The following is a 16,891-nucleotide window of genomic DNA, read 5'->3' as shown; positions in this document are numbered from 1 at the left end:
CGCCCCGGGAACCACCGGCGGCTACTTGCCGATGACCTTGCCGGTCCACTGACCGGCGGCACGCTGCATCATGGCCTCGTTGCTCAGGATCTGGGTCCCGGGGACGGCGGCCATGCCGATGTCCCCGGCCGGCGCAGCACCGTTGTGGGAACCGACGGTGTTGTCGTGGCCGGCGTTGAAGACGTCGTCACCGGCCACCTGGCTCAGGTCGCCGAAGACGATCGAGTACGTGTTGCTGACCGGCGCGTAGACGGTGAAGGCGTCGTCGGCGGAGGCGGCGGATGCGCCCGCCAAGAGGATGCCACCGGCGGCGAGAGCGGTCAGGGCGCAACGGATCGATCGCACGAGTACTGCCTTTCGTGGAGGGTGGTCGAGCAGTGCGAAGGTAGGCCGCCCCGGGCGGCGAGACCCCGTACCGGCCGCCGTACGGCCCGAGTCCATCCGTACGGCGCAGCCGCCGGGGCGTCGAGGGTCGGGGCGCACCGGGTCGCCCGGCGGGCGCTGTCCGACAGATCACGCGGCGGGGTCGGGGGTCCGGAGGTCATAGAGGTACGAGCGGTCGTTCTTGAAGCTGCGCCAGACCGTGGCCGGGGGTTCGGGTTCGTCGGCGTGACCGCCCAGGGGACGGGCGGTGACGAGGCCGTCGGACACCTCGCAATGCCAGCCGTCGATCGGCGACCAGACGCACCACACCTTCCCGTCCGTCCGACGGAAGGCGGGGCGACCGTTGCGCTCGCCGTCCCGCTCGAAGTGGTAGCGGAGCCCGTCGATGTGGCGCACGAAGGTGAAGGATGAAAGTGCCGTCATGGCTTCCGCACTATAGGGGAGGCCGCGGGTGCCGGAACTCCCGCCTCCGGAGCTCGCCTTGGGGCTGCTGATCGGCGCCGACGGGCAGTGCGAGGAGCCCGAGGGCGTGGAACGCCTGCGCAGACATCGGCCGTTGCCGTTCCGCCGGCGCCGGCAGGGGCGGACCCTGGCCGCGGCTCCGGCCGTGGGGGTGGAAGGCCACCGGCCGCTGCCGAAGACGGCCCGGTCCTCGTGGGCGCAGGCGACCGGCCCGGCGCATCGCCGGCCGGGCCCGGTCGGGGTCGTTCAGTACAACAGGATGCGGGTGACGATCACCTGCGGTGGGACCGAGTCCTTGGCGATCACGTACTCGACGATGCCCAGCGCCCCGTCCTCACCGAGCGGCAGGAGCCGGCATTCCGGCCAGTCTTCGGCCGCTGTGCTTGCAGCGACGAGTCCGCGGGTCTCACCGATCTCCACCATCGCGGCCACGATCGGGCCCATTGCCCAGGGCGGCAGCGTCGGATCGGTCATGAAGGCGGTGACGTCCTCGGACAGCACGCACGGCAGGCCCCCCGAGCCGTCGCCGAAGGCCTCACTCAACGGGCAGTCCCGCCGCCCGCCGCCGGTCGAGCATGTCCTGCACGGCGATCGTAGGAATCGTTCCCGCGAGTGCGGCCTCGACGCGGCGCTGCCGGCCCGGATCGGATTCGAGCATCGCACGGCCCCACCAGCGCAGCAGTACGCCCTTTGCCTCTTCAGGCCGGGCGGCCAGGAGTTCGACGTAGAACTCCTTCGCGGCCTCCGGCGTCAGCGCGTCGGCGATGCCCCTCGCATTGCGCGGAACCCGCTCGGGCTCGTGCCGGTGAATCGGCTGTGCGGTCATCGCCCGCCCCTTTCCTTCTGCTCAGAGTCTGCCCTGCCGGCGCCCTCGCGGTCGACCGCCCGGACGACATCGGGGCCCTTCCGGCCGCCGGCCCCGCTACCGCACCTGCTGCGCACCACGGGCCCGTCCGACCGACCGACCGTAGAGCAGGCTTGAACCGTCCGGGTCGACTTCGAACGCGTCGCTCCCACACGGACTCCCGGCCAGGCGAGCCCCTGAGTGTGCGCCCTGTCCTACCGTCGTCGGACCAGGCCGACCGGGCGGTGCAGGACCGCCCCCGGACCTTGCCTACGGCCCTTCCGCGCCCCGTCGCCCGAGGTCGTGGTCGCCTTCGAGGCCGACGCCGACGCCGGCGGGCAGGAGCCTGTCTCGTGCCCGATCGCCGCCGAGCGACTCGAAATCGTCCGGGAAACCGTCTTGAGGTACTGGCGCGAGGACGCTGCACCGGGCCAACGCTTCGTCCCCTGGGTGCTGCCTCCGGTTCGATGAGCGCGTCTACTGGTGCCGCGGCGGTGCTCATCTCGTCCCCACGAGGACGGGAAGCGGAAGCCGATCGCCGGCCCCGGTGCGCCGACCAGGCGTCACGTGGCGGACGTTCGTCCACGGAGACCGGTGCGAAGGTCGAGTCCGGCGTACGGTCGATCGACCGGCCGAGCCTCACCCGGCGGGGCCGGTCCTCCTCGACGTCTGACCCGAACGGGAGCCCGCCGATGCGCCTCTACGCACAGACTCCAGCACGTCGGAACCGCCAGATCCTCGCGGACCTCATCGCCGTGGTCCTGATCGCCCTGGCCGTGAGGTTCGCCCTGGCCGTGCACGGAGCCATCATGCTGCTGGCCGAGCCGGGGCGGCGGGTCGAAAGCTCGGGCGACAGCCTCGCCACCGAGCTCGACAACGCCGGCGACGCGGCCTCGAACGTGCCGTTCGTCGGCGACCTCCTGAAGAAGCCGCTCCAGTCCGCTGCCGACGCCAGTAGCGGGATCGCCGACGCCGGCCAGTCGCTCCAGGACGCCGTCAGCCAGGTGTCCACCTTGACCACACTGGCCCTGATCGTGGTCCCGGTGGCCGTCGTACTGCTGCTGTGGCTCCCCGCACGCCTGCGCTGGATCCGACGCAGCATCATCATGCGGCGCCTCCTCGACGCACCCGGAGGTGCCGACCTGCTCGCCCTGCGCGCACTCACCGGCCGCCTGGGCGACCTCGCGGCGCTCCCCGCGCCTCCGGGCGGTCTCGCTGACGCGTGGCGGCGCGGGGACCAGCAAGTCATCGCCGGCCTCTCCGAGATCGCACTCAGACGGGCCGGCTTGCGGCCCTGACGGGCGGAGAGGCCGAGCGTCAGTCGCGGGGGTGTCCCGCGAGGGAGTGGAGGCGGCGGTGTTCGAGGGCTGCGGCGAGGGCGTAGGCGCCGCCGCCCGTGACGGCCAGGACCCAGTAGGGGCCGGGCGCGGTGAGCGAGAGCGCCGCGGTGGAGGTCAGGGCGAGCCAGCTGCCGAGGCCGTAGTGCAGCAGGTTGCGGCGTACGGCGCCCTCGGCGAGGTAGAGCAGGCCGACGATCAGGCCGGATCCGGCGGGCCAGAGGACGGACTGGAGTTCCGGCTGGTCGAGCACGGAGGTGAGGCCGGTGATGGCAAGGGAGAGGGCGGTGAAGGCGGTGATCCAGGCGGCGCCGAGCAGCTTGCCGGAGAGGATCTCCGGTGGGGTGGCTCCTCGCTGCGCCCGCAGGGCGGCGGCGGTGCTCAGGACGATGCCGGCCGCGAGCCCGCCCCCGAGGAGCGTCGTGGGCAGCCAGCCGGGCAGGTCGAGCAAGGGGGCGGCGCCCTCGGAGGCTGCGGCGGCGCCGTGGCCGAGCAGGTAGGCCAGTCCGAAGCTGAGGTAGGCCGCGCGGTTGTCGACCTCGCGCGGGCGACCGGTGGGGTGGGCATGGGCGGTGGGCGGCGAAACGGTTGCGGGGCTGGACAAGGTGGAGACCTCCATCTGGGGCGGGGGGCCGGCAAGCGACTGGCTGTCTACGCCGGACCTCTGGTCGACGGTGTGCACGGACGCCGTTGCCGGTTTCCCATCGGTTCTTGTCGGTTCTTGTCGGTTCTTGGTGCGGGTCAGGAGGCGGGTGCGCGGTCGGCCGCCAGGCCCTGTTGGGGCGGTGCAGGGGATGCGGGCGCAGGGGGCGGGACTACACCGCGGGGGCGGCGTGAGCGGCCGTTCGCGCGGGTGAGGAACAGTGCGAGGAGTGCGGTGGTGGCGAGGACCGCGGCGGAGGCGGTGAAGGCGGCCCGGTATCCCGCGGTGAGTGCTTGTAGTGGGGGCTGGGTGGTGGCCGTGTGGGTGGTGATGGAGCCGGCCAGGGTGGCGAGGGCGGCGAGTCCGATCGCGCCGCCGACCTGTCGGGTGGTGTTCACCAGTCCGCCGGCGAGTCCGGTGTCCTGCCGCGGTACGCCGTCCACGGCGAGCGCGGTGAGTTGGACGAAGGCGATGCTCAGGCCCAGTCCGACCAGGACGCTCGGTCCGAGGACGTCGACGAGGTAGCTTCCGTCCGCCCGCATCCACGACAACCACAACAGGCCGGCGGCCTCGGTCAGCAGGGCGGCGGTGACGGTCGCCGTGGCACCGATGGCCCGGGCGATGCGCGGTGCCACCACCGCGCCGAGCATGTTCGCCACGGCGAGCGGGAGTTGGCCCGCCCCGGTGGCCAGCGGGCTCATGCCGAGGACCTGTTGTTGGTAGAGCGGCAGGAAGAAGAACAGGGCGATCCATACGGACCCCAGCAGCGCCATCAGCAGGTTGCCCGCGGCGACGCGGCCGGTCGTGAACAGCCTGGGGGGTACGAGCGCGTTCGGCCGGCGGCGCTCGATCACGCAGAAGGCCGCGAGCAGCACGGCGGCGGCGCCGAGAGAACCCAGCACCCGGGCGTCGGTCCATCCGGCACCGCGGGCGGTGGTCAGCCCCCACACCAGACAGATCAGGGCGAGGGTGACGGTGACGGTACCCAACAAGTCGAACCGCCCGGATCCACGGTCGGCGGCCCGGGGCACGAGCGTCGCCACGGCGAAGAGGACCAGCACCGTCCCGAGCGCGACGGCGTGGAAGATCCAGGGCCAGCCCCAGGCCTGGGTGAGCGCGCCGCCCAGCAGCACGCCACCCGCTCCTCCGGCGCCGGAGACGGCGCCCCACACGCCCAGGGCCCGGCCCCGGCCCGGGCCGGACGGGAACAGGTTCATCGCGAGGGCGAGCGCGGCAGGGGCGACGGCTGCGGCGCCGGCGCCCTGCACGGCGCGGGCGGCGATCAGCAGGCCCGGAGAGCCGGCCAGCCCCGCGGCCAGCGAGGCCCCCGCGAACACCGCGAGGCCGGCGAGCAGCACCCGGCGGCGACCGAGCAGGTCACCTGCCCGGCCCCCGGCCAGGAGCAGCGCGCCGAACGCCAGGCCGTAGGCGTTGACCACCCAGGTGGTGCCGCCGTCCGACAGGCCCACTCCGGACCGGATCTGCGGCAGCGCCACGTTCACGATCGAGGTAGCCAGCATCACGGTGAACTGCGCTGCGGCCAGGGCCGCGAGTACGGCCCCCTGGCGGGGCGGGGCGGCGGGCCCGTCCTTCGTACGTCCAAGGTTCATGGCGCACAGACTCGACGCGGACGGTGTCCACTCTCCATGCCCGGCGGGGGCGAGGACGGTTCAGTCCTGTCCGCCCCTGTCCACTCGTCGTGCACGAGCCCGCGCCGTCGGGGCGGTCGTCGACGGCTGGCACTACGGCGGGGACGGCATGCACCGTGCCCCGCCGTAGCTTCGGTCGCCCGAACGGGCTCCGGTCTCTCAGCCGACGCGTTCGATGCGCGCCCGCCGGATCAGGTTCTTGCCCGGCTCCCGCACCGTGTCGAACGCGGCGTTGTTCAACAGCACGCAGCTACCCGACGGGCCGTTCACCGTCACGGTCGTCGACTGACCGTTGTCGAGATTGGTCACCTTCAGCTTCGTGCCCACCGGGAACGTCCCGCTACTCGCCGCCGGCGCACCCGCCTCACCCGACAACGTCACCGTCGACCCCTGGCACACCACCTCACCAGTCGCCGGCGGCACCTTCACACCCGCCCCACCCGACGCACCCGCCGCAGGAGCCGCAGGAGCGGCAGGAGCCGCCGCGGCACCACCACCGTCCACCCGCTCGATACGCGCCCGCCGAATCAAGTTCTTCCCCGGCTCCCGCACCTTCTCGAACGCCGCATTGTTCAACAGCACACAACTACCCGACGGACCGCTCACCGCCACCGTCGTCGACTGACCATTGTCCAGATTGGTCACCTTCAACTTCGTCCCCACCGGGAACGTCCCACTACTCGCCGCCGGCGCACCCGCCTCACCCGACAACGTCACCGTCGACCCCTGGCAGACGACGTCGGGAACGGCGGCGTTGCCGATCGCCACCGTGGCGGCGACTCCGCCGATCACCAGCGCTCCCGCGACGGCGGAGAGCACGAACTTCTTCTTGAGACTCATGGTCCGTTTCCTGGACACCTGACACTCCTCGATCCGATGGACGTTGCCCCCCTGACGTCCTGCATACGGCCGACTTCCCGGGCAAGTTCAGACCTGTTGCCTTTTTACGAAACAGACCGTGAGGAGGTTTGGGGCGCTGCGCCGCGCCCCACCACGGGGCTCGTAACTCAGGGGACGACGCGCAAAGAAGCAGGTCACGACCCCAAGGCTGAGGGGAGTCGACAGGTGTGCGGCACTCATACCGCTGGTCTTGATCGACGCGGGGCGAGGAGACCACAGGCACGTTTAAGGTTCAGTTGATCTGCTCTTAACCCTGGTAGGGCGCCGCCGATTTCGCGTGCGCGACGCGTACGCGATCTCGGAAGTGAGCGATGTGAAGGTGCTAGCAGGCCCGGCGGATGGTGACGCTGCGTATATCTAGGCACTGGTTTCCGTCGAACAACAGTAGTCTTCGATCATGGCTTTGCGACCTGAAGAGTTCTACGCCCACGCGCGTTCCGCTGCGGATGGTGAGCAACGGCTCCCACTGGCCCGCATGACGGGGTGGGAGATCAGTCCGTTCGAGCCGGACGGCCTGCGCGTCGCGCCGCTGCACCCGCCGGTCCTGCCCGAACCCGCGCGCCACGGCGAGGACCCGGCGGACTGCAACGCGTGCCGCAGCCGGGACGAAGGGATCTGGCTCAACGACCGCTGGCGGCTCACCCGCATCAAGGGGGTCGGTGTGCCGCTGGTGCTGATGCTGCATCCACGCGATCACTTCGACCTTGCGGATCTGCCCGACGAACTGGCGGCCGAACTGGGTGTGCTCACCACCCACATCGCCCGCCATGTGCAAGCCCTGCCGCACATCGCGCGGGCCCACGTCTATCGCCTCGGGGACGGTGGCGCGCATCTGCACGTCTGGTTCTTCGCCCGCCCCGAGGGGCAAGCCCAACTGTACGGTTCGTGGATGGTCGTTTGGGACGACTTGCTGCCGGAGTACCCGGCGGACGTGGCCGACACGGACGCGGCCGCCGTGGCGGACGCGTTGGTCACCTCCTACGGAGGCCGTCGGTCGGCCGTCGGCGAACTGCCGCAGGCCTGATCCTCCGGAACACGGTCCTGCGGGACTTCCCGTGCGAGCGGGACGTTCCGCCGGCCCGCACGGGGCGGGGCCCCGCACGCGGCGGGCCCGTGGCTTGGATGATCGTTCCCGTTCGTGCAGCATACGATCGCCCAGGAGCCACGGGCTCGCCCAACGACACCACGTTGCCGCCGGAACAGCCGGTCACCGCCGACGGAACGGCGCGGACCCGCCCGGCCTGCGGGGCCGTTCCCCACCCGGGCGGAGGGCTCGGCCGTCACCCGGCCCCGGAGCCGAGATCAAGAGCGTCGCCCACAGCGCCTTCGGGTCGCGCCGCGTCGACGACCAGCGGCTACGGTCACGCCGCATCACCACCGGGCGGGCCCACGCGCACCTCCGCACGGCGCACGGCGCACGGCCGAACGCCCCTACGCACCTCCGCATCCCTGCGGGACCGTGTCGGGCCAGCATCATCGTTTCTTCCCTTCCACCCCTGTGACCTGCAAGGTAACCGGATTCCACGTACGAGTGACTTGGTCGGGATTCGGTGGTTTTGGGGTACCGGCTTCGGGATCATGGTTCCGGTTCGCACATGACGACGGCATGAGGCCCTTGTCCCTTGCAGCCCGCCCCGCGCCCGTTTCGCGCCGCCAGTCGCGGCCTCACCGGTGACGCGGCCCGACCCCACCACGAATCAGAGGAGCCGGACTACATGTCCATGCCTGTTGTGAGCATCTGGGACAACACCATCCCGGGCGCACAGCCCCACCACCCCAGGGCATCCGCGTGGGACACCGTCTGGCCCCTCACAGGGGGAACCGCCTGGGTGTTCTACAGCAATCCGGGCCAGACCCGTGTCAGGAAGCCGGTGATCCTCGCCGACGGCTTCTCGTCCGGGAAGAGCGATCCCGACGCCCTGTGGAACGGCCTGGAGAACGGCGAGTACCCCTTCGTCTCCAAGCTGAAGGAGGCCGGCTTCGACCTGGTGCTCCTGGGCTTCGACGAGCGGTCCGCGTCCATCACCGACAACGCCCGCGTGGCGATCCAGTGCATCGAAAAGGCGATCGCCGACCGCGAAGGGACCGCCAAGCTGACGGTCGGCGGATTCAGCATGGGCGGACTGGTCACCCGGTACGCCCTCGCCAAAATGCACCACGACGGTCACGAGCACGAGACCGCGACCTACCTCTCCTACGACACCCCGCACAACGGAGCCTGGCTGCCCATCTCGGTACAGGCCTTCGCGCACTTCGTGAAGGACAACTGGGGCACCCTCCCCGGATTCGGCGAACTCCTCAGCAGCTTCTCGCGGATGGTCAACAGCCAGGCCGCCCGGCAGTTGCTGCGCTGGCACATCGAGACCGTCACCGCGCAGGCCGGCCAGGACCGGGCCCGCACCGACTTCCTCGCAGAGCTGGAGCGGGTCGGTAGCTGGCCCCCCGGCGTGCGGCGGCTCGGGGTCGCCAACGGCACGGGCACCGGTGCCGGGAACAACATCCCGGCCGGCGTGACGGCGATGCGCACCACCGGTGCGGAGCTGACGGGCACCCGCCTCGACACGCAGGACACGGGAGAGCAGGTCGTCGCCATCCTGAAGAAGACCGGAGACCCCGAGATCCGGATCACCACCAGCGGTCTGCCCGACATCGACGGCGCTCCCGGTGGGCTGTTCCCCGAGGCCCTGAATCTGCCGGGCCGGCCCGCGAACTTCGGTACCGCCGCCATGCTGGCCGGACTCCTCGAAGGCGAGCCGGCAGAACTCACGTACAACGCGACCACGTTCGTACCGAGTGTCAGCGCCGTGGCGGCCGGTGAGATCGACGACCGCGACGCGCTCTACAGCAAGATCGACCCCGCCTCCAGCGAGCTCGACCACTTCATGTGCGCGAGCGACAACGAGGGACACACGGTCATCACCGCGGAACTCGGCGAGTGGATCATGGAGAAGCTCCAGACCTCCTGACTTGCTGACCTCCTGACCCGCTGCCTCGCCAGGGGCTCTCCGGCGGAGGAGGCGCCGCTCATCGCCGTACGGTGATGAGCGGCTCTGGCGCGTCGAGCACGGCCGCGCCGCCGCCCGCCCTCGCTCCGGCTTTCGGCGGACCAAATGGTCTCCGCACGGCCGCTTGACCGATGGACCTGCGGCAACGTAACTTCGAGCGGACCGGACCGTGAACTGATGGAAGGAGGCGGAGTCGGATGTCGATCATCTCCGAACTGCACCGCCCCGCCCATCAGGTCGCCTGGACTCCGGGTCTCGTAGCACACGGCTGCTGAACAGCCCTCTTCTCCGGCGTGCCCTTCTGCGGCCCCGGCATCTTTCGATTTCTCACACCGCCTGCGGCACGTCGTCGCGTGCCGAGTCGCGCTCCGGATTCTCCCCGGGCTGCGCCAGCGAAATAGAAAGCCCCTGAAATGGCTACTAGCATAATCAGCTCGACCATGCGCGGAAATGAGGATGTGCCATGGTAGCGGCGCGGATCACCGTCAACGGGAAAGAGACACCGCTTTCCCCTGCTGCACCCCACACCACTGTGCTCGATCTCCTGCGCGAGCGTGGCCTCACCGGCACCAAGGAGGGCTGCGCCGAGGGTGAGTGCGGCGCCTGTTCGGTCCTGGTGGCCCGTCCCGGCGTGAACAAGCCCACCGACTGGGTGGCCGTCAACGCATGTCTGGTGCCGGCCGCGGCACTGGACGGCCAGGAGATCATCACCTCCGAAGGTCTCGCCACGGTCGGCGAACCCGGTACACGACCCACGCTGCACCCGGTACAGGAGGAGATGGCGGTCCGCGGCGGTTCCCAATGCGGGTACTGCACACCGGGGTTCATCTGCAGCATGGCCTCCGAGTACTACCGGCCCGACCGCTGCGCGCACGCGGAGCCCGCCGACGGCGCCGACGCCCACGCCGAGCACGGTCCGAACGGCTTCGATCTGCACGCGCTGAGCGGCAACCTGTGCCGCTGCACCGGCTACCGCCCGATCCGCGACGCCGCCTTCGCGGTCGGTGAGCCCGCCGAGGACGACCCCCTGGCACAGCGGCGCGAGCAGGACCCGCCCGCTCCGGTCGCCACCGAGTACACCCAGGACGGCGCCACGTTCCTGCGGAAGGACACCCTGGCCGAAACGCTGCAGCTGCTGCGCGGGCGGCCCGACGCGGTCGTGGTCGCCGGCTCCACCGACTACGGCGTCGAGGTGAACATCCGCTCCCGCCGGGCGGCGTACGTGGTCGCCATCGACCGGCTGCCCGAGCTCCGGGAGCTGCGCGTCGAATCCGACCACATCGAGATCGGGGCGGCGGTGACGCTCACCGAGATCGAACGCCGCCTCGACGGCGACGTCCCGCTACTGGCCGAGCTGTTCCCGCAGTTCGCCTCCCGGCTCATCCGCAACAGCGGCACCCTCGGCGGCAATCTGGGTACCGGCTCCCCCATCGGTGACAGCCCGCCGGTGCTGCTCGCCCTGGAGGCGTCGCTGGTGCTCGCCGACGCCGACGGTGAGCGCGTCGTACCGCTCGCGGAGTACTTCACCGGCTACCGGCAGAGCGTGCGCCGCCCCGATGAACTGATCCGCGCGGTGCGCATCCCGCTGCCGCTGTCGCCGGTCACGGCCTTCCACAAGATCGCCAAGCGGCGCTTCGACGACATCTCCAGCGTGGCGATCGGATTCGCGCTCGACATCGAGGGCGGAATCGTCCGCAAGGCACGCATCGGTCTGGGCGGCGTGGCCGCCACCCCGATCCGTGCCCTCGCCACCGAGGCCGCCCTGGAGGGCAAGCCGTGGTCGGCGGAGACCGTCGAGGCCGCGGCCCGGGTCCTGCGGGGTGAGGGCACGCCGATGAGCGATCACCGCGCCAGTTCCGTCTACCGTTCCGCCATGCTCGGCCAGAGCCTGCTGAAGCTGCACGCGCACACCACCGAGGCGGTGTCTTCATGAGCCATTTGTCCGAGCGTCCCGAGAAGCCGGTAGTCGGCGTCTCCATGCCGCACGAGAGTGCCGTACTGCACGTCACCGGTACCGCGCTCTACACCGATGACCTGGTGTACCGCACCAAGGACACGCTGCACGCCTACCCGGTCCAGGTCATGAAGACCCGGGGCAGGATCACCGCGCTGCGCACCGAGCCCGCGCTCGCCGTGCCCGGTGTGGTCCGCGTGCTGACCGTCGCCGACGTGCCCGGCGTCAACGACGCCGGCATGAAGCACGACGAGCCCCTGTTCCCCGACGAGGTCATGTTCCACGGCCACGCGGTCGCCTGGGTGCTCGGCGAGACCCTGGAGGCGGCCCGGCTCGGTGCGGCGGCCGTCGAGGTGGACCTCGACGAACTGCCCTCCGTGATCACGTTGAAGGAAGCGATCGCAACCGAGAGCTTCCACGGTGCCCGGCCCGTGATGGTGACCGGTGACGTCGACGCCGGCTTCGCCGACTCGGCGCACGTGTTCACCGGCGAGTTCCAGTTCTCCGACCAGGAGCACTTCTACCTGGAGACGCACGCCGCGCTGGCCTACATCGACGAGGCCGAGCAGGTGTTCATCCAGAGCAGCACCCAGCACCCTTCGGAGACCCAGGAGATCGTCGCGCACGTCCTCGGTCTGCACAGCCACGAGGTGACCGTGCAGTGCCTGCGGATGGGCGGCGGCTTCGGAGGCAAGGAGATGCAGCCGCACGGCTTCGCGGCCGTCGCCGCGCTCGGCGCCAAGCTGACCGGCCGGCCGGTCCGGGTACGGCTCAACCGCACCCAGGACCTGACCATGTCGGGCAAGCGGCACGGGTTCCACGCCGACTGGAAGATCGGCTTCGACGCCGACGGCCGCATCCAGGCGCTGGACGCCACGCTGACCGCGGACGGCGGCTGGAGCCTGGACCTGTCGGAGCCGGTCTGCGCCCGTGCGCTGTGCCACATCGACAACACCTACTGGATCCCCAACGCGCGGGTCGCCGGTCGCATCGCCAAGACCAACAAGGTCTCCAACACCGCCTTCCGCGGCTTCGGCGGACCGCAGGGCATGCTGGTGATCGAGGACATCCTGGGCCGGGTCGCGCCGCTGCTCGGCCTGGACCCGATGGAGCTGCGGAAGCGCAACTTCTACCAGCCGGGTCTCGGTCAGTCGACGCCGTACGGCCAGCCGGTCCCGCAGGCGGAACGTATCGCCGGCGTCTGGCAGCAGGTCGAGGACGACGGCGGCGTCGCCGACCGCAAGCGCGAGATCGCGGCCTTCAACGCCGCGCACCCGCACACCAAGCGGGCTCTCGCGATCACCGGCATCAAGTTCGGCATCTCGTTCAACCTCACGGCCTTCAACCAGGCCGGCGCGCTGGTGCTGATCTACAAGGACGGCTCCGTCCTGATCAACCACGGCGGCACCGAGATGGGTCAGGGCCTGCACACCAAGATGCTGCAGGTGGCCGCGACCACGCTGGGCATCCCGCTGCACAAGGTGCGGCTGGCCCCCACGCGCACCGACAAGGTGCCCAACACCTCTGCCACTGCCGCCAGTTCCGGGGCGGACCTCAACGGCGGCGCGGTGAAGAACGCGTGCGAGCAGCTGCGCGCGCGGCTGCTGCAGGTGGCCGCCAGCCAGCTGGGTTCGAACGCCTCGGACGTGCGCATCGTCGACGGTGTCGCCCGCACCTTGGGCAGCGACAAGGAGCTGGCCTGGGACGACCTGGTGCACACCGCGTACTTCCAGCGCGTTCAGCTGTCGGCGGCCGGCTACTACCGGACCGAGGGGCTGCACTGGGACGCGAAGGCCTTCCGGGGCTCGCCGTTCAAGTACTTCTCCTACGGCGCCGCCGCGGCCGAGGTGGAGGTGGACGGCTTCACCGGCGCGTACCGCATCCGCCGGGTGGACATCGTGCACGACGTCGGCGACAGCCTGTCCCCGATGATCGACATCGGTCAGGTCGAGGGCGGTTTCGTGCAGGGCGCGGGCTGGCTGACGCTGGAGGACATGCGCTGGGACGCCAGTGACGGGCCGAACCGCGGCCGGCTGCTGACCCAGGCCGCGAGCACCTACAAGCTGCCGAGCTTCTCGGAGATGCCCGCCGAGTTCAACGTCACGCTCATGGAGAACGCCACCGAAGAGGGCGCGGTGTACGGGTCCAAGGCGGTCGGTGAGCCTCCGCTGATGCTGGCGTTCTGCGTCCGCGAGGCGCTGCGGCAGGCCGCCGCGGCGTTCGGGCCCGCCGGGGTCAGTGTGGAGCTCGCCGCCCCCGCGACCCCGGAAGCGGTCTACTGGGCGATCGAAGCGGCCCGCGAGAAGAACGACGACGTGCGGGGCGGCAACGGCCACGCTCTGGGCGGCAGCGAGATCCGTAGCGACACAAGTGCTTTGAGCAATGCCTGACATGACCTGGATCGCCGCGGTCACGCGGTTGCGAGCACGCCGGGAGCCCGGCGTGCTCGTGACCGTCGCGACCGTGCGCGGCCACGCGCCCCGTGGGGCCGGTGCCAAACTCGTCGTGGGACAGACCGAGACCTGGGGGTCGATCGGCGGCGGCAACATCGAGGCCGTCGCCATCGACCGGGCCCGCCAGCTGAACGTCGAGCCCGATCCCGAGCCGGAACTGATGGAGTTCGCCCTCAACGACAAGGTCATCGGGCCCCACGGCGTGCAGTGCTGCGGCGGCGCCGTCAGCCTGCTCCTCGAGCCCCTGCCGGTGGTCCAGGCGGTGGCCGTCTTCGGCGTCGGACACGTCGGACTGGAGCTGGCCCGCATCCTGGCCCGCCACAACCTCGATCTGCACCTGATCGACACCCGCTCCGACATGCTCACCGAGGAACGACTCGGTGTGCTCGCGGATGCGGTGGCGCAGATCCACGTGCACCACACGCCGCTGCTTCCGGAGGAGGTGCTCGCGGAGCTGCCGCCCGGCGCCCACGTCCTGATCATGACCCACGATCACGCCGAGGACGCCGCGCTGTGCGACGCCGCCCTGCGCACTGCCGGTCTCGGCTCGATCGGGTTGATCGGGTCGGCCGCCAAGTGGGTTCGGTTCCGCAAGCGCCTGGCCACCGAGGGCGGCCACGACGCCGCCACGATCGACCGGATCAAGACCCCGATCGGTATGACCGAGATCACCGGCAAGGAGCCGGCCACGATCGCGGTGAGCGTGGCGGCGGACCTGCTCCGGACCTTCGAGCAGGACCGCCCCGGGGCGCTGCCGAGCACGGTTGCCGAGGCCCCCAAGGCCCCGACGGCCCCTGAGGTCCGCGAGGTCCCGAAGGCCCCCGCGGTCCCCGGGGTCCGCGTACGCTCCGGTATCCGCTAGGGCGCTCCTTTCGGATCACCGGATCGTTGGACCGGAGTGTCTCTGACTGACGCCCAGTGGGCACGCATGGAAACCGCTGGAGGGAACACCGTGCCAACTAGCCGCCCCCGCCTCCGCCGCAGCCGCTGCTGCCGCCGCAGCTGTAGCCCCCGGCACCGCTGATGCCGATGCCGGAGGGCCCGCCCCGGCCGCGATTGCGGGGGCGGCGCCGGGGTGCGGGGCGGGTGGTGCGCTTGACGTGGAGTTCGAGCAGGACGGCCGGCCCCAGGGCCTGTTCCAAGGCGGCGAGGAGCTGGCGGGCGTCGGTGTCCGGCAGGAGGACGGCCCTGCAGACGTCGGAGTCGTCCCGGATCAGGCGCAGCGTGAGGACGCGGGTGGCGGGGAGGGGGTCCCCGGCGTACGGCTCCTCGATCTCCTGCTCCAGGCGCAGGCGGTCCGGCTCCTCCATCGGCCGCCACGGACCGCTCCCCAAGCCGCGCACCAGGCGCACTGCGGGGGGATCGCCGACGGCGGAGAACCTGATCCGGTACACCCGGAAGCAGGCCACGGCCAGTGCGCCCGCGAAGCCCGCCACGACGGCTGCGGACACCATCCAGAGGGCCACCACCCCCACCGCGGCCCAGCCGGCGCCGGAGAAGAGCACGAACACCGCCACCGGCAGGACGAGGGCGAGTCCGAGAAGGCCCGTACCGAGCGCGGTCAGCGCGGCGCTCCCCAGCGAGCGCGGCACGGTGAGCCAGGAGGCGCCGCCCGCCCGCAGCACCACGTCCGTCGTCCCCGACTCGCCCCGCTCCACGCCGCCGGGCGCCCCCGGACTGTGTGCCGTCATTGCCTCACGATAGATCTGACGCCGGGTGACTGACCAGATGCCGTACGTGAGACATCGCGGGCGGCGGTGTCCGTTCCATCCGGATCGTCAGGGTTCTTGTGGGTCGCCGGTTCACGGGGCGAGCGAAACGATGTCCGACAGGTGCGACCAATGGGCCCGGGCGGCCGTCTCATCGGGTACGGGTCCGCATCGAGGGGGAACAGTGAATCAGCGCTCAGGCCGGTTACTCGTGATGACTGTCGCCGCGTTGGCCGGCCTGGTCGGTTGCGGGAGCAGTGAGCCCTCCGACGGGCCTGCGCCCGAGTCCCGCTCGTCCGCCGCACCCGCGTACGTGGTCGCCTATCGTGCCGGACACACCGCGGGCAAGGCCGTCTACGACTCCTCGGGCAAGGGGGCGGCAGTGCGCGAGACCGTATGGGGTGGCTGTACGCGCCGGGCCCTGCAGGCGGGCGGCGATGCCGAGACGGATCGTGGCGCTTGGGTGCGCGGCTGCCTCCACGGCGTCGCCAACGTCCCCGAGCAGTTGCCCACCGGCCCCGTGATCAAGCGGACCCCGGATGCGGAGATGCTGGAGCGGTTCCGCGCCTGGGCCCGCGCCAAGGGTGAAGCGCCGCAAGTCGACCACGCCCGCGGACTGGCCGTAGCCCAACTCACCGAACACGACTACGACGTCGAGTTGAGCACGGACTACTCGACAGGCTCCGGAATGCCCGAATCCGAATCGCTGGCCCGGAGCTTCCTCGAGTGGTGGGACGGCGATCACGGCCGGAAGGGTACCGCCAGGAACGTGCTGGTTCTCGGGGCGGACGGAAAGAGGCTGACCGCGCAGCGCATCTGAGTTCAACGCGTCGGCCCGCGCCGCTCGGACGACCCGCGGGAAGCGTCCTTGCGGGTCGCGCTTGCGGCGGTGGGGCCGGGGTCCCGCCACATCGGCCAGAGGGTCGGCCCGCCTTCCGGAAGCCGGATCTCTGCGGTGATGCGGAAGCCCAGCTTCTCGTAGAAGGGAAGGTTGGTGACGTTGCTGGATTCCAGGTAGGCGGGTTGCCCGAGCCGGTCGCAGTCGGCCAGCTGCTGGCCGAGCAGCGCCGACCCGACTCCCATCCCCTGGAGGCCCCGGTCCGTCCCCACGGACGGCAGGTACCAGTGCGGCGGCTGCGGATGGGCCTCGTGCATGGCGTTCTGGACCTCCCCGGCCCGCGGCATGCCGCGAAGGCCGAAGATGCTCGCGTACCGGGGGAACGCCGCCAACTCCGCTACCGCGGAGGGCTTCCAGCGCCCGGGCCCGGACCACAGCGCGGCCGCCAGCAGCCGCCCCTCGCCCGTCGCGGCGACCCGGACGGCACCGGTGCGGGGTCGTTGCTGCCGCTGGGCCAGCCGGAAGTAGCGGGCGAGCCCGCGTTCCCGGTCGGCGGTGGGGATCATCCATGCCATGACCGGGTCGTCGGCGAAGGCGCGGGCCAGGAGCGCGGCGACCGCCCCCGACTCGGAGGGCCGGGCGAACCGGATCCCGTACCCGGCCAACTGCGCTGCTGGACGTGCGCTCATGGGACCACGGTAGGCAGCCGGGGC

At 71.1% G+C, this 16,891-nt stretch carries 16 protein-coding genes; 7 read left to right on the top strand and 9 right to left on the bottom strand.

Annotation, left to right across the window (positions count from 1 at the left end):
- Nucleotides 1–21 precede the first annotated feature (21 nt).
- The 4 genes from OG386_RS39670 to OG386_RS39655 form a co-directional block, all read right to left on the bottom strand.
- A complete protein-coding gene (locus tag OG386_RS39670) occupies nt 22–345 on the bottom strand; it encodes a hypothetical protein (protein WP_328792172.1) in 324 nt (107 codons plus the stop codon).
- A gap of 168 nt (nt 346–513) precedes the next feature.
- Nucleotides 514–807 carry a hypothetical protein gene (locus OG386_RS39665; RefSeq protein WP_328792171.1) on the bottom strand — a complete coding sequence of 98 codons (294 nt, stop codon included), beginning with the start codon at nt 805–807 and terminating at the stop codon, nt 514–516.
- A gap of 285 nt (nt 808–1,092) precedes the next feature.
- A complete protein-coding gene (locus OG386_RS39660; protein WP_328792170.1) occupies nt 1,093–1,389 on the bottom strand; it encodes a hypothetical protein in 297 nt (98 codons plus the stop codon).
- Nucleotides 1,382–1,672 (bottom strand): hypothetical protein, encoded by a 291-nt coding sequence (locus OG386_RS39655; RefSeq protein ID WP_328792169.1) that lies wholly within the window; start codon nt 1,670–1,672, stop codon nt 1,382–1,384. Before OG386_RS39655 ends, OG386_RS39660 begins: the two co-directional genes overlap by 8 nt.
- A 710-nt stretch (nt 1,673–2,382) precedes the next feature.
- Between OG386_RS39655 and OG386_RS39650 the strand changes: the two genes are divergently transcribed.
- The gene (locus OG386_RS39650) at nt 2,383–2,988 is read left to right on the top strand and encodes a hypothetical protein (RefSeq protein WP_328792168.1); all 606 of its coding nucleotides are present in this window, start codon (nt 2,383–2,385) and stop codon (nt 2,986–2,988) included.
- A 19-nt stretch (nt 2,989–3,007) separates the two neighbouring features.
- Here the strand turns inward: OG386_RS39650 and OG386_RS39645 are convergent, their stop codons facing one another.
- From OG386_RS39645 to OG386_RS39635, 3 genes are all read right to left on the bottom strand, one after another.
- Nucleotides 3,008–3,631: an ABC transporter permease gene (locus OG386_RS39645; protein ID WP_328792167.1), complete on the bottom strand. Its 624-nt coding sequence runs from the start codon at nt 3,629–3,631 to the stop codon at nt 3,008–3,010.
- 137 nt (nt 3,632–3,768) lie between these two features.
- Nucleotides 3,769–5,280, bottom strand: coding sequence for an MFS transporter (locus OG386_RS39640; RefSeq protein ID WP_328792166.1), 1,512 nt, complete (start codon nt 5,278–5,280; stop codon nt 3,769–3,771).
- A 198-nt stretch (nt 5,281–5,478) separates the two neighbouring features.
- The gene (locus tag OG386_RS39635) at nt 5,479–6,159 is read right to left on the bottom strand and encodes a hypothetical protein (protein ID WP_328792165.1); all 681 of its coding nucleotides are present in this window, start codon (nt 6,157–6,159) and stop codon (nt 5,479–5,481) included.
- Nucleotides 6,160–6,616: 457 nt separating this feature from the next.
- On the opposite strand from OG386_RS39635, the gene OG386_RS39630 reads away from it, so the two are divergent.
- The 5 genes from OG386_RS39630 (at nt 6,617) to xdhC (ending at nt 14,493) form a co-directional block, all read left to right on the top strand.
- Nucleotides 6,617–7,243: a hypothetical protein gene (locus OG386_RS39630; RefSeq protein ID WP_328792164.1), complete on the top strand. Its 627-nt coding sequence runs from the start codon at nt 6,617–6,619 to the stop codon at nt 7,241–7,243.
- Between the two features lie 691 nt (nt 7,244–7,934).
- Nucleotides 7,935–9,185, top strand: a complete 1,251-nt coding sequence (locus OG386_RS39625; protein WP_328792163.1) for an esterase/lipase family protein — start codon at nt 7,935–7,937, stop codon at nt 9,183–9,185.
- Nucleotides 9,186–9,687: 502 nt separating this feature from the next.
- Nucleotides 9,688–11,157 (top strand): xanthine dehydrogenase small subunit, encoded by a 1,470-nt coding sequence (locus OG386_RS39620; protein WP_328792162.1) that lies wholly within the window; start codon nt 9,688–9,690, stop codon nt 11,155–11,157.
- Nucleotides 11,154–13,568, top strand: coding sequence for a xanthine dehydrogenase molybdopterin binding subunit (xdhB, locus tag OG386_RS39615; RefSeq protein ID WP_328792161.1), 2,415 nt, complete (start codon nt 11,154–11,156; stop codon nt 13,566–13,568). The genes OG386_RS39620 and xdhB overlap by 4 nt, the downstream gene beginning before the upstream one ends.
- Before the next feature lies 1 nt (nt 13,569).
- Entirely contained in the window at nt 13,570–14,493 is a 924-nt protein-coding gene (gene xdhC, locus OG386_RS39610) for a xanthine dehydrogenase accessory protein XdhC (RefSeq protein ID WP_328792160.1), read from the top strand.
- 97 nt (nt 14,494–14,590) lie between these two features.
- Here the strand turns inward: xdhC and OG386_RS39605 are convergent, their stop codons facing one another.
- A complete protein-coding gene (locus OG386_RS39605; protein WP_328792159.1) occupies nt 14,591–15,322 on the bottom strand; it encodes a hypothetical protein in 732 nt (243 codons plus the stop codon).
- A gap of 232 nt (nt 15,323–15,554) precedes the next feature.
- On the opposite strand from OG386_RS39605, the gene OG386_RS39600 reads away from it, so the two are divergent.
- Entirely contained in the window at nt 15,555–16,160 is a 606-nt protein-coding gene (locus tag OG386_RS39600; protein ID WP_328792158.1) for a hypothetical protein, read from the top strand.
- A gap of 2 nt (nt 16,161–16,162) precedes the next feature.
- Here OG386_RS39600 and OG386_RS39595 read toward each other — a convergent pair whose 3' ends face one another.
- Nucleotides 16,163–16,867 carry a GNAT family N-acetyltransferase gene (locus OG386_RS39595; RefSeq protein ID WP_328792157.1) on the bottom strand — a complete coding sequence of 235 codons (705 nt, stop codon included), beginning with the start codon at nt 16,865–16,867 and terminating at the stop codon, nt 16,163–16,165.
- Nucleotides 16,868–16,891 lie beyond the last annotated feature (24 nt).

This window comes from Streptomyces sp. NBC_00273 (assembly GCF_036178145.1).
GTDB lineage: Bacteria > Actinomycetota > Actinomycetes > Streptomycetales > Streptomycetaceae > Streptomyces.
This window is presented reverse-complemented; position numbering and strand designations above follow the sequence as displayed.

Coding starts and splice junctions, on each gene's coding strand:
- OG386_RS39665 (WP_328792171.1), bottom strand. CDS start 807: ATGACGGCACTTTCATCCTTCACCTTCGTGCGCCACATCGACGGGCTC.
- OG386_RS39655 (WP_328792169.1), bottom strand. CDS start 1,672: ATGACCGCACAGCCGATTCACCGGCACGAGCCCGAGCGGGTTCCGCGC.
- OG386_RS39650 (WP_328792168.1), top strand. CDS start 2,383: ATGCGCCTCTACGCACAGACTCCAGCACGTCGGAACCGCCAGATCCTC.
- OG386_RS39640 (WP_328792166.1), bottom strand. CDS start 5,280: ATGAACCTTGGACGTACGAAGGACGGGCCCGCCGCCCCGCCCCGCCAG.
- OG386_RS39635 (WP_328792165.1), bottom strand. CDS start 6,159: ATGAGTCTCAAGAAGAAGTTCGTGCTCTCCGCCGTCGCGGGAGCGCTG.
- OG386_RS39630 (WP_328792164.1), top strand. CDS start 6,617: ATGGCTTTGCGACCTGAAGAGTTCTACGCCCACGCGCGTTCCGCTGCG.
- OG386_RS39625 (WP_328792163.1), top strand. CDS start 7,935: ATGTCCATGCCTGTTGTGAGCATCTGGGACAACACCATCCCGGGCGCA.
- OG386_RS39620 (WP_328792162.1), top strand. CDS start 9,688: ATGGTAGCGGCGCGGATCACCGTCAACGGGAAAGAGACACCGCTTTCC.
- xdhB (WP_328792161.1), top strand. CDS start 11,154: ATGAGCCATTTGTCCGAGCGTCCCGAGAAGCCGGTAGTCGGCGTCTCC.
- xdhC (WP_328792160.1), top strand. CDS start 13,570: ATGACCTGGATCGCCGCGGTCACGCGGTTGCGAGCACGCCGGGAGCCC.
- OG386_RS39605 (WP_328792159.1), bottom strand. CDS start 15,322: ATGACGGCACACAGTCCGGGGGCGCCCGGCGGCGTGGAGCGGGGCGAG.
- OG386_RS39600 (WP_328792158.1), top strand. CDS start 15,555: ATGACTGTCGCCGCGTTGGCCGGCCTGGTCGGTTGCGGGAGCAGTGAG.
- OG386_RS39595 (WP_328792157.1), bottom strand. CDS start 16,867: ATGAGCGCACGTCCAGCAGCGCAGTTGGCCGGGTACGGGATCCGGTTC.